Raw genomic sequence first — 11,590 nt, forward strand, 5'->3', positions numbered from 1 at the left:
GTGAGTTCCATTTTAAAGGAACTCACTTTTTTTTAATTTTCCCTTAAATATTTTCTACAAACCTTAATAATATAAACCAAGCCCACAACTTTTAATACAAACATAACTATGCCTGCAGTCATTGAAGCAATCATTGAAACAGTTAAAAACATCTCATTTAATAAATTCATACTTATCATCCTCTTAGTAAATTTTCATATCTATTATATAATCATTATCTAAATTATACCAACTTTTCCATTATATTTAGCTTATTTTTACCTTATACTAGGCTATTTTATGGTATAATCTACAAAAATATAAGGAGGGAATGAAATGTTTGATGTATTAGAAGAAGTTAAGTCTATTGAAAAAGATATTATCAATTGGCGAAGAGAATTGCATAAAATTCCGGAACTTGGACTGGAATTACCTAAAACTTCTAAATTTGTACAGGACAGATTAAAGGAAATGGACATTGAATACAAGACTTTAGTTAATGGCAACGCCATAGTAGGTCTTATTCAGGGAGATCTTGGCGAAGGCAAAACCCTTGCTCTAAGAGCTGATATGGACGGTCTTCCCATAAAAGAAGAAACTGATTTTGAATTTAAGTCCCAAAATGAAAATATGCACGCCTGTGGCCATGATTCACATACAGCAATGTTACTGGGTGTTGCAAAGGTACTTTCCAGTAACAGAGATAGGTTTAGAGGAAATGTTAAACTTATCTTTCAACCCGGTGAAGAGTATCCCGGCGGAGCTAAACCTATGTTAGATGAAGGCGCTTTTGAAAATCCGAAAGTTGACGGTGTTCTAGGTCTTCATGCAGGTCAGATATCCAAAGAAGTTACAAAGGGACAAATCGGCATTTCCTATGGACCTATGATGGCTTCCATGGACAGAGTTTTTATTAAAGTTATTGGTAAGGGCGGTCACGGAGCTTATCCTCAAGAGTGTATTGACCCTGTTGTAATGGCGGCAGAAATTATCTTATCCGTTCAAAAAATAGTAAGTAGAGAAGTACCGCCTTACGAGCCTGCTGTAGTATCTCTTTGTAGAGTTGAGGGAGGATATAACCAAAATATAATTCCCGATACTGTAGAACTTGAAGGTACTATAAGGACTTTTAACAATGATTTGAGAAAGAAAATTTCTGAGAGAATTGAAGAAATCGTAAAAGGAGTTACTGATTCCAACGGTGCAAACTATGAATATGAATATAATTTCAAATATCCTCCAGTGGTAAACGACGAGGAGTTTACGAAAAATCTAGTTCAATCCGCTAAAAAGGTTATAGATAGTAAAGACATAGTTGAAATAGACCATCCTTTAATGGGCGGCGAAGACTTTGCTTACTACTTGGAAGAAGTTCCCGGAACTTTTATATTCTTAAGCAATCTTTTAGAAGTTGACGGTCAAGCTTACGGTCACCACACATCTAAATTCGCACTAGATGAATCTGAATTTTTTAAGGGTACTTCAATCTTTGTTCAGTTCGCCCTTGATTACTTAAATGAATAGGAAGGAGACATAATGAAAAATTTTAAACTGCATTTTTTAGTTTTAATACTGGTTGTAATTTCTGAATTTATAAATACTATAACCATTCCAATCGGCGCCGGATCCATAGTGCTTTTACCAATGCTCTTTGCTATGATATTCGGGGTTTTAATAACTCCTAAATTTTTAAAAATAGCTAATGAAAAAGATATGGATGATGCCGGTTCCCTAATAGGTCTTACTTTGATGTTACTTATGGCAAAGTATGGAACAAATATAGGTCCCACACTGCCGCTTATAGTAAAATCAAGCCCCGCACTTATTCTTCAAGAATTCGGAAATATCGGAACGGTTTTATTGGGAGTTCCAATTGGAGTAATGATTGGACTTAAACGAGAAGTAATTGGAGGCGCTCACTCAATTTCAAGAGAGCCGAACGTTGCTTTAATCGGAGAAAAGTTCGGTCTTGACAGTCCTGAAGGACAGGGAGTTTTAGGAGTATATATAGTTGGAACTGTATTCGGTACTCCTTTTATAGGCGTATTGGCAAGTTTCTTAGCTGCTTACACCCCGCTTCATCCCTATGCCCTTGCGATGGCTTCAGGTGTAGGTTCAGCAAGTATGATGACCGCAGGAGTAGGTACCTTAACTGCAGCCTATCCTCAAATGGAGGAAATGATTACAGCCTTTGGAGCAAGTAGTAATATGTTATCAGGTTTAGATGGCGTTTACATGTCCATTTGGATAGCTCTTCCTCTTGCAGAGTGGATGTATAGAAAATGTTATAGAATTAAGTACGGTGAATTACCACCGCCAGTAGTTTATAGCGATAATTTAAGTAACGAAGGAGATGAGCAATAATGAAATTAAAAGATTCTGCTATAGTATTATTAATAACTGCATTTATTTCTTTAATCGGCAACCTTGTAAGTAAAGGAACATCTCCTATTGAAGCGCTTCCGGGTATGTTGATACTTGTAGGCGTATCATTTATAGGAATTGCACTGGCAAAGGTAGTTCCCTTTAAAATACCAAGTGTTGCTTATATAGTAACCCTTTCAACTATTATTACCGTTCCGGGTTTTCCTGGTGCCGCTGTTATTTCAGACTTTGTTTCCAAAGTTGATTTCCTGGCACTTTGTACTCCTATACTTGCCTATGCGGGTATATATACAGGTAAAAATATTGATTCCCTTAAAAAAACAGGCTGGAGAATATTTGTACTTGCTCTAGTAGTAATGGTAGGAACCTATATAGGTTCAGCAATTATAGCTAATGTAGTTTTAAAAATGTTGGGTCAAATTTAAAAAAAGCCTTCTTGGAAATCCAAGAAGGTTTTATATTGTATTTTCTTTTTTTGTAAATAACATAACTACTCCAATTGCTTTAAATAAACTATCAAGTTTTATTTAAACACCTAAATACGTTTTTTAGCTGATCTGGCATGGGCCGATAAATATTCGCCCTCCGCCATTCTAACTGCAATCTCTCCTATATTTTTTACGCCTTCTTCATTCATTTTTTGGTGCGTAACTGTCTTGGTAAAGGTTGCAACTGAAACTCCTCCGGTATATCTTGCAGCCCTCACTGTAGGTAAAGTATGGTTTGTGCCTGAAATATAATCTCCAAATACCTCCGCTGCATTTTTACCTATAAATAAAGACCCATAATTATAAAGTTTTTCAAGAGCATATTCTTCATCCTTTACGTGTATTTCCAAGTGTTCAGGTGCATAGTCATTTGCCATTTCAAAAGCTTCATCTAAAGTTTCAACTACTATTACCTCTCCGTTATTTTTCCAAGAAACACCTGCAACATCTTTTGTATCCAGATCTTTTAATTGATTTTCAACTTCCCCTATTACTTTTTCACCTAGTTCCTTGCTTGTCGTAATTAATATTCCCCTTGCTTGATAATCGTGTTCGCACTGAGCCAGTATGTCTGCCGCAATATATTCCACTTCCCCTATATCATCAGCTACAATTAAAACTTCGCTAGGCCCTGCTATAAAGTCAATTCCTATCTGACCAAAACACTGTCTTTTCGCTTCAGTAACGTATTGGTTACCGGGACCTACTATTTTATCCACCGCTTTAATTTGCTCAGTTCCATAAGTTAAAGCCGCTATGGATTGCGCTCCTCCAACAGTATAAATTTCATCTACTCCTGCTATATCCATTGCAACTAAAGTGGATGGATGGATTTTATTTTCCCCCTTCATTGGAGGTGAACAAGCTACCACCCTGTTAACGCCTGCTACCTTTGCAGGTACTATTAACATTATAGCTGTGGAATATAGAGGATAGCCTCCTCCCGGTACGTAGCAGCCCACATTTTTTATAGGTAAAATTCTATGCCCTAAAAACACTCCTGGTACAACTTCAAAATCTTCCACTTCTTTCATGGAGTTTTTTTGCTCTATAGCAAACTTTTTCACATTTTCCGCTGACTTTTTAATGTCTTCAATTAATTGCGGACTTACATTCTTATAGGCCTCTTCAATTTCATCTCTACTTACAAGTAGATTTTCTCTGTTGCAATTGTCAAACTTGGAATTGTATTCAATTACTGCAGCACCCTTATTCTGTCTAACATTTGCAATAATCTCCCTGACATTTTCTTCCATCTCCTGCGTTTTTTCCAAAGGAACTTCAATTTTATTCTTTAAGTACTCCATTATTACCCCCTATTAATATTAGGTAAAAACTTATAAATACTAGCTTAAATTATTAATGTATCATTTTATCACAGTACTATATAAAAAACTAGGACCTTGAATCAAGGTCCCCTTAATTTATTTTAAGTTTTTCAAAAGTTCTTTAGTAAACTTCCACATCTTCTGTGCAGATTTTATTTCCATTCTCTCTGTTGGGCTGTGAGCATCAAAAATATTCGGTCCATAACTGATCATATCGCAATCAGGAAGAACCCCCTTTAATAGTCCACATTCCAAACCTGCATGAATTGCATCGTAAGTTGCCTCTTCTCCAAATAAATCCTTATAAGTTTGAAGCGCCTTATCTCTAACTTCCGATTCTTCTTCAAATTGCCATGCAGGATAGCTGTTAGTAATTTCAAAGCTGCCCCTACATTTCTCAGCAGCAATTTCAAGTACATTTAAAACATACTGAAGTTCCGAAGCCGAGGAAGAACGAACAGAGGTAGTATATTTTAAAACATCTTCAAATTCCTCTATAACTGCATTGTTAAGAGATGTCTCTACAAGTCCATCTATATCCTTGGACATTGAAATCACACCGTCAGGAATTACCACTGAATAATCTATAAAGTTAGAAGTCAACTGTTCAGTGTAAGGTTTTGAATACTGGGCATCCTCTATAATTACAGTAAGACCTCCGTCCTCAACTCTATATTCAGCCTTTAACTGCTTTTCAAATTCTTTAACTATTTCCTTTACCTTCTCACCATTGTCAACTACTATCTTAACCTTAGCATCTGAAGGTATTGCATTATGTTTTATTCCGCCTGTAATAGATATTATTCTAATTTGAGCAGCCTTTCTAATCTCATTTAAAATTCTACCCATTAACTTATTGGCATTTGCTCTCTGTCTGATAATTTCAGAGCCTGAATGACCACCTAGAAGCCCTTTAACTGAAATTTCAAGAACTTCTCCCTTAAAATCTTCTCTTTCAATTTTAAATTCAACTTCAGCAGTAGCTCCTCCCGCACAACTTACGAGAAATATTCCCTCTTCTTCAGAGTCTATATTTAAAAGTCTTGTGCCCTTTAACATTCCGTCCTTTATAGCTGCTGCTCCATCCATTCCCGTCTCTTCATTAGTAGTTATTAATACCTCCAATGGCGGATGAGATAAATCATCAGAATCTAAAATCGCCAGTGCATAGGCCACTGCTATTCCGTCATCTGCGCCTAGGGTTGTGTCCTTTGCCCTTAGAAATTCTCCATCTACTACCATTTCTATAGGGTCAGTGTCAAAGTTGTGATTTGAATTTTCAGTTTTGACACATACCATATCCATATGCCCTTGGATTATTACGGTTTGGGAGTTTTCATATCCCTCAGTTCCCGGTTTTTTTATTATTACGTTGTACTCCTCATCTTGAATTACTTCTAAATTTCTGTCCTTAGCAAAGGCAACTAAAAAATCTGAAACTTCTTTTTCATTTCCCGATTCTCTGGGAATTTGATTTAACTCATAAAACCAATTAAAAACCTCTTTAGGTTCAATATTTAAACTCATTTTAATACCTCCTGTTAATTCTATTATACTTAAAAAAACTCAATTTAAATAGTTTTTAACAAAAAAAGAAAGACTTAAAAGCCTTTCTTTAAATTTAAATTAAAATTCCAATAATTCTGCCGGTTGAAAAGTTTCAACTTCAACTGGTTCCTGAACTGCTTCCACTGGTTGAGGAGCTTCCTCAACTACTATCTGGCTTACTCCCCAGCTTTCCAATTCCTCGTCAGTTCCCATCCATACAGGCATACCCACCTTAACTCTTGGGAATATAAACGTTTCAATGTCATAATTAAACATTCTAATACATCCGTTAGATACGGCCTGCCCTATTTGACCGGGTTTTATAGTTCCATGAATTCCATATCCGGAATGGCCCGGAATACTTAATCCCATCCATCTTTCACCCAAAGGATTATTAGGATCATCTGCGGCCTTTGGTTGATACTTCCCATTCATTCCGCCCCAAGCAGGATTTACATGCTTATTCGCAATCTTTGCCTTAGCGGAAGGCGTCGGCGTCGCACTTGAACCTATGGCAACCGGAAACTTATACATTGGGCTGGTTCCATTATAGTAGGTTAAAGTTTTCTTTGTCTTATTAATTACAATCCACTCTCCTGAAGTTGGAGGATTTGTAATTACATCCTTAACAACCATATTAGGTCCGTATAAAACCTTGTAGGTCATATCATTAATTCCGCCGGTTACCATTAAATTGGAAAGGGCTTGAAATCTTTTTATCTCAGCAACTTTTTCAGCTCCGCTCTTATCCATAAAATTATTAGGTCTTATATAACCTTCTCCTCTTACTGTTACCGGAAATATCAGTAACAACAAAAGCATAAATATATTCAATCTCTTTAATCTTTTTACCATGCAAACACTCCATTTATTTTATAACTAGTATATACATAATCTCAGATACTTTGAAGTTAAGTTTTCATTACAATTATAAGACAGTTTTTAAAAACTGACCTGTATATGATTCCTCCACAGTCACCACTTCTTCCGGTCTTCCAGTTGTAACTATAGTTCCTCCTCCATCTCCACCCTCAGGACCAAGGTCGATAATGTGGTCTGCAGTTTTTATAACGTCTAAATTGTGCTCTATTACAACTACTGTATTTCCTCTGTTAACAAGTTCATTCAAAACTTTTAAAAGTTTACGTATATCTTCACTATGAAGTCCTGTAGTGGGTTCATCTAAAATATAAATCGTCTTTCCCGTAGCCTTTTTAGAAAGTTCAGTTGCAAGTTTTATTCTCTGAGCTTCTCCTCCTGAAAGTTGCGTAGACGGCTGACCTAACTTTATATATGAAAGTCCCACATCTCGTAAAGTCTCCAACTTATTTAAAACTCTTTGATGATTTTCAAAATAAACAAGAGCTTCTTCCACAGTCATATCCAAAACTTCAGAAATATCCTTTCCCTTATACTTAACTTGTAGGGTTTCTCTATTATATCTCTTTCCTTTACATACTTCACAAGGAACGTATACGTCGGGTAGAAAGTGCATTTCAACTTTAATAATTCCATCACCTTTACAAGCTTCACACCTTCCTCCCTTTACATTAAAGGAAAATCTGCCTTTTTTATAACCTCTTAATTTTGATTCATTGGTCATTGCAAAAATATCTCTAATCATATCAAAGGTCCCCGTATAGGTTGCAGGATTGGAGCGAGGAGTCCTTCCTATTGGACTTTGATCTATATCTACAACCTTGTCCAAATACTCAAATCCTTTTATCTCTTTAAATTTTCCGGGTTTTAATTTAGAATGATTTAATTTTTGAGAAAGCGCTTTATAAAGTATCTCATTTATAAGTGAGCTCTTGCCACTTCCGGAAACTCCTGTAACTGCTATAAATTGCCCCAAGGGAATTTCCACATTTACATCTTTTAAATTGTTTTCCGAAGCTCCGAAAATCTCTATTTTCTTTCCGTTGTAAGGTCTTCTTTCAGTGGGAACTTCTATTTTTTTCCTTCCCGACAAATATGCTCCTGTAATGGATTCCTCTACTTTCATTATCTCTTCAGCAGTTCCTTGAGCCACTACTCGTCCTCCATTAAGTCCTGCCAAAGGTCCTATATCCACTATTTGATCCGCCACTCTCATAGTATCCTCATCATGCTCCACCACTATTAAAGTATTTCCCACATCAGTAAGTTCTCTTAGAGCATCTAGAAGTCTTGCATTGTCTCTTTGATGAAGTCCTATACTCGGTTCATCTAAAACATATATAACTCCCACCAATTGAGAACCTATTTGAGTTGCAAGTCTAATTCTTTGAGCTTCTCCACCTGAAAGAGTTCCCGCCATTCTGGAAAGAGTTAAATACTCCAAGCCCACATTTTTTAAAAATGAAAGTCTCGATCTAATTTCCTTTAACAACTGCTCAGCAATTATACTGTCCTTCTCTGACAATTTTAAATTTTCAAAAAACTCAGTTGCCTTTAAAATTGAAAGTTCAGTAACCTCGAAAATATTTAAACCGCCTACTTTAAATAAAAGAGAAGATGGTCTCAATCTTGCTCCATGACATGAAGGACAGGGCTCATCATTCATAAACTCCTCTATTTTGCCAAGCATGGTATCAGAAGAAGTTTCCAAATACCTTCTTTTTAAATTTTTAACTATTCCTTCAAAAGTTCCCTTGTAAGTTTTTCTTCCTGAAAAATGACTGTCAAATTCAAATTCAATACTGTCATCTGAGCCGTAAAGTAAAGCATCTAAAAATTCCTTAGGCGCATTTTTTATAGGCTCGTCTGTGGAAAACTCGTAAACTTTCGCCAAGGACTTAACCATTTCTGCATAATAAGTTCCATCAACGTTGGAATAACTGGCTATAGCTCCCTCATTTATGGAAAGCTCCTTGTTGGGAATAACTAAATCCGGATCTACTTCCTTGGAAAATCCAAGCCCCTTACAAGTTTCACAGGCGCCAATGGGCGAATTGAAGGAAAAAGATCTGGGAGATACTTCTTCTATAACTATTCCGCTTTCAGGATCTGCCAACTTTGAAGAAAAAGTCAGTTTCTCCACATCCATTACATCCACATTTACTATCCCCTCTGAAAAACTCATTGCCAGTTCCAAAGATTCCGCAAGTCTGGATTCAATCCCCTCTTTTACAATAAGTCTATCTATTACAATTTCAATAGTGTGGTTTTTATTTTTATCCAGCTCTATCTCTTCACCTATATCATACATTTCTCCATCAATTATAACTCTAATAAAACCGTCTTTTTTTATCTTGTCTAAAGTTCTCTTATGAGCTCCCTTTCTCTGTCTTACTACAGGAGATAGAATTTGAATTCTGCTTCTATCTTCAAGAGTCATAATCTCATCTACCATTTGATCTACTGTATAAGCTGTTATCTCTTTACCTGTAACAGGACTAAAAGGATGTCCCGCTCTGGCATAAAGCAATCTTAAATAATCATATATCTCCGTAACCGTTCCAACAGTAGAGCGCGGATTTTTGCTTGTCGTCTTTTGATCTATGGAAATAGACGGGCTCATTCCCTCTATATAATCCACATCAGGTTTATCCATTTGACCTAAAAACTGACGTGCATAGGAAGACAAACTTTCAACATAACGTCTTTGTCCTTCTGCATATATGGTGTCAAAGGCAAGAGAGGTCTTTCCTGAACCTGAAAGACCTGTAAAAACTATAAATTTATTTCTCGGAAGCACTAAGTCCACATTTTTTAAGTTGTGCTGTCTTGCTCCCTTTATTATGATATCTTTCTCTCCCAAGTTTTCACCTCTAATCATCTTTTAATCTTTCCATTCCCTCTTTTAATTCCGCTATCTTATCTCTAATTTCAGCCGCTCTTTCAAAATCAAGTTCCTCGGCCGATTTATACATTTCCATTTTTAAAGCGTCAATCATTGCTAAAATTTCCTCATCGGAAAATTCTTCTACATTTGCAGTATAGTCTTCAACTTTATCCGCCACAATCGTTGCTTCTATAACCTCTCTAATTCCCTTTACTATAGACTTAGGTACTATTCCATTCTCTTTGTTGTACTTATCCTGAATGGACCTACGTCTATTGGTCTCTTCAATAGTTGCAATCATCGAATTAGTTTTAATATCACCATACATAATTACTTTTCCATCAACGTTTCTGGCAGTTCTACCTGCAGTTTGAATCAAAGAGGTTTCAGAACGTAAAAATCCTTCTTTATCTGCATCTAAAATAGCCACTAAAGAAACTTCCGGCAAATCCAAGCCCTCTCTTAATAAGTTAATACCTACAAGAACATCATATACTCCAAGTCTTAAATCTCTAATTATTTCCATTCTTTCAATAGTATCTACATCAGAGTGCATATAGGTAACTTTTATACCTATTTCCTTAAAGTACTTAGTTAAATCCTCTGCCATCTTCTTAGTTAAAGTTGTAACTAATACTCTTTCGCCTTTTTTCTTAACTCTGTCTATTTCATTTAGCAGATCATCTATTTGATTTTCAGTAGGTCTCACCTCAATAATAGGATCCAATAAACCCGTAGGCCTAATAATCTGTTCAACTTTATTTTGCTCATGTTCCTTTTCATAGGGCCCAGGAGTTGCTGACACATATATACATTGGTTCATCATTGATTCAAATTCATCAAATTTCAAAGGTCTGTTATCCAGTGCCGATGGAAGTCTAAATCCATAATCTACCAAAGTTTGTTTTCTTGACCTGTCACCATTGTACATTCCTCTTATTTGAGGAATTGTAGCATGAGATTCATCTATTATAGTCAAAAAATCCTTTGGAAAGTAATCTATTAAAGTATAAGGTCTTGAACCCGGAGCTCTTTGAGAAAGGTGTCTTGAATAGTTTTCAATACCACTTACAAAGCCCATCTCTTTTAACATTTCCAAATCATAGTTAGTTCTCTGTTCAAGTCTTTGAGCTTCAAGTAATTTCTCCTGGTCTCGAAGTTCCTCAAGTCTTTCCTTTAACTCCTCTTCAATAGTCACTATGGCTCTTTTCACTTTTTCTTCAGAAGTTGCAAAGTGAGAGGCAGGATAAATAGCCACGTGTTTTCTATACCCTAAAACTTCTCCCGTAAGCGCATCTATTTCGGAAATTCTATCTATTTCATCACCAAAGAACTCAATTCTAACCGAATTTTCAGAAGAATAGGCCGGAAAAATTTCAAGTACGTCTCCTCTTACTCTAAAAGTTCCCCTAATAAAATTAATATCATTTCTAACATATTGAATATCTATTAGGTGTCTCATAATTTCATTTCTATCTTTTACCATTCCCGGTCTTAAAGAAACTACTAAACTCTCATAGTCTATAGGGTCTCCCAAACCATAAATACAGGAAACTGAAGCTACTATTATAACATCTCGCCTTTCAAACAAACTCATTGTGGCAGAGTGTCTAAGCTTATCTATTTCATCATTTATAGAAGAATCCTTTTCAATAAAGGTATCCGTTTGAGGTACATAGGCCTCAGGTTGATAATAATCATAGTAGGACACAAAGTATTCTACTGCATTTTCAGGAAAATACTCTTTAAACTCACTAGCCAGTTGGTAGGCTAAAGTCTTATTATGAGCAATAACAAGAGTAGGTTTCTGAACTTTCTCTATAATATTTGCCATGGTAAAAGTTTTTCCAGATCCTGTTACTCCCAGAAGAGTCTGATGTTTTAAATTTTTATTTAACCCTTTTACAAGACCTTCAATTGCCTGGGGCTGATCCCCCATAGGTTTATAATCGGCATGTATTTTAAATTCCATAATATCACCTTGCTTTATGCGAACATAGGTTTATTATAACACTCTATCTATAAATTTCAAGTTTTATAAATAGAGATAAATTTTGACATTAAAATTATAAAAGACCGACATTTACTGTCGGTCC

The 11,590-nt window shown here is 35.8% G+C and carries 9 protein-coding genes; 3 read left to right on the forward strand and 6 right to left on the reverse strand.

Annotated elements, in window-relative coordinates; all coding sequences use genetic code 11:
* Window positions 1-32: 32 nt before the first annotated feature.
* Window positions 33-170, reverse strand: a complete 138-nt coding sequence (locus tag EF514_RS10835) for a hypothetical protein (protein WP_164845592.1) — start codon at window positions 168-170, stop codon at window positions 33-35.
* A 145-nt stretch (window positions 171-315) separates the two neighbouring features.
* Between EF514_RS10835 and EF514_RS10320 the strand changes: the two genes are divergently transcribed.
* From EF514_RS10320 to EF514_RS10330, 3 genes are read left to right on the forward strand one after another with little or no spacing between them, the layout of a single operon-like run.
* On the forward strand, window positions 316-1,503 hold the full coding sequence (locus EF514_RS10320; RefSeq protein ID WP_127725376.1) for a M20 metallopeptidase family protein: 1,188 nt from the start codon (window positions 316-318) through the stop codon (window positions 1,501-1,503).
* A gap of 12 nt (window positions 1,504-1,515) precedes the next feature.
* On the forward strand, window positions 1,516-2,343 hold the full coding sequence (locus EF514_RS10325) for a DUF3100 domain-containing protein (protein ID WP_127725377.1): 828 nt from the start codon (window positions 1,516-1,518) through the stop codon (window positions 2,341-2,343).
* Window positions 2,343-2,789, forward strand: coding sequence for a DUF340 domain-containing protein (locus EF514_RS10330; RefSeq protein ID WP_127725378.1), 447 nt, complete (start codon window positions 2,343-2,345; stop codon window positions 2,787-2,789). Before EF514_RS10325 ends, EF514_RS10330 begins: the two co-directional genes overlap by 1 nt.
* 110 nt (window positions 2,790-2,899) lie before the next feature.
* On the opposite strand, the gene hisD is transcribed toward EF514_RS10330, so the two are convergent.
* The 5 genes from hisD to uvrB form a co-directional block, all read right to left on the reverse strand.
* The gene (gene hisD / locus EF514_RS10335; RefSeq protein WP_127725379.1) at window positions 2,900-4,159 is read right to left on the reverse strand and encodes a histidinol dehydrogenase; all 1,260 of its coding nucleotides are present in this window, start codon (window positions 4,157-4,159) and stop codon (window positions 2,900-2,902) included.
* 117 nt (window positions 4,160-4,276) lie between these two features.
* Entirely contained in the window at window positions 4,277-5,707 is a 1,431-nt protein-coding gene (locus tag EF514_RS10340; RefSeq protein WP_127725380.1) for an aminoacyl-histidine dipeptidase, read from the reverse strand.
* A gap of 99 nt (window positions 5,708-5,806) precedes the next feature.
* Window positions 5,807-6,583 (reverse strand): L,D-transpeptidase, encoded by a 777-nt coding sequence (locus EF514_RS10345; protein WP_127725381.1) that lies wholly within the window; start codon window positions 6,581-6,583, stop codon window positions 5,807-5,809.
* A gap of 73 nt (window positions 6,584-6,656) precedes the next feature.
* Window positions 6,657-9,488 (reverse strand): excinuclease ABC subunit UvrA, encoded by a 2,832-nt coding sequence (gene uvrA, locus EF514_RS10350; RefSeq protein ID WP_127725382.1) that lies wholly within the window; start codon window positions 9,486-9,488, stop codon window positions 6,657-6,659.
* Complete coding sequence (uvrB, locus tag EF514_RS10355; RefSeq protein ID WP_127725383.1) at window positions 9,481-11,466, reverse strand: excinuclease ABC subunit UvrB; 1,986 nt, start codon at window positions 11,464-11,466, stop codon at window positions 9,481-9,483. The genes uvrA and uvrB overlap by 8 nt, the downstream gene beginning before the upstream one ends.
* Window positions 11,467-11,590: the final 124 nt, after the last annotated feature.

This window comes from Anaerosphaera multitolerans (genome assembly GCF_004006535.1).
Lineage (GTDB): Bacteria > Bacillota > Clostridia > Tissierellales > Peptoniphilaceae > Anaerosphaera > Anaerosphaera multitolerans.

Excerpts from the sequence above, each read along its gene's own strand:
- EF514_RS10325 (WP_127725377.1), top strand. The coding sequence starts at position 1,516 with ATGAAAAATTTTAAACTGCATTTTTTAGTTTTAATACTGGTTGTAATT.
- uvrB (WP_127725383.1), bottom strand. The coding sequence starts at position 11,466 with ATGGAATTTAAAATACATGCCGATTATAAACCTATGGGGGATCAGCCC.
- EF514_RS10345 (WP_127725381.1), bottom strand. The coding sequence starts at position 6,583 with ATGGTAAAAAGATTAAAGAGATTGAATATATTTATGCTTTTGTTGTTA.
- EF514_RS10340 (WP_127725380.1), bottom strand. The coding sequence starts at position 5,707 with ATGAGTTTAAATATTGAACCTAAAGAGGTTTTTAATTGGTTTTATGAG.
- EF514_RS10835 (WP_164845592.1), bottom strand. The coding sequence starts at position 170 with ATGAATTTATTAAATGAGATGTTTTTAACTGTTTCAATGATTGCTTCA.
- uvrA (WP_127725382.1), bottom strand. The coding sequence starts at position 9,488 with ATGATTAGAGGTGAAAACTTGGGAGAGAAAGATATCATAATAAAGGGA.
- EF514_RS10330 (WP_127725378.1), top strand. The coding sequence starts at position 2,343 with ATGAAATTAAAAGATTCTGCTATAGTATTATTAATAACTGCATTTATT.
- hisD (WP_127725379.1), bottom strand. The coding sequence starts at position 4,159 with ATGGAGTACTTAAAGAATAAAATTGAAGTTCCTTTGGAAAAAACGCAG.
- EF514_RS10320 (WP_127725376.1), top strand. The coding sequence starts at position 316 with ATGTTTGATGTATTAGAAGAAGTTAAGTCTATTGAAAAAGATATTATC.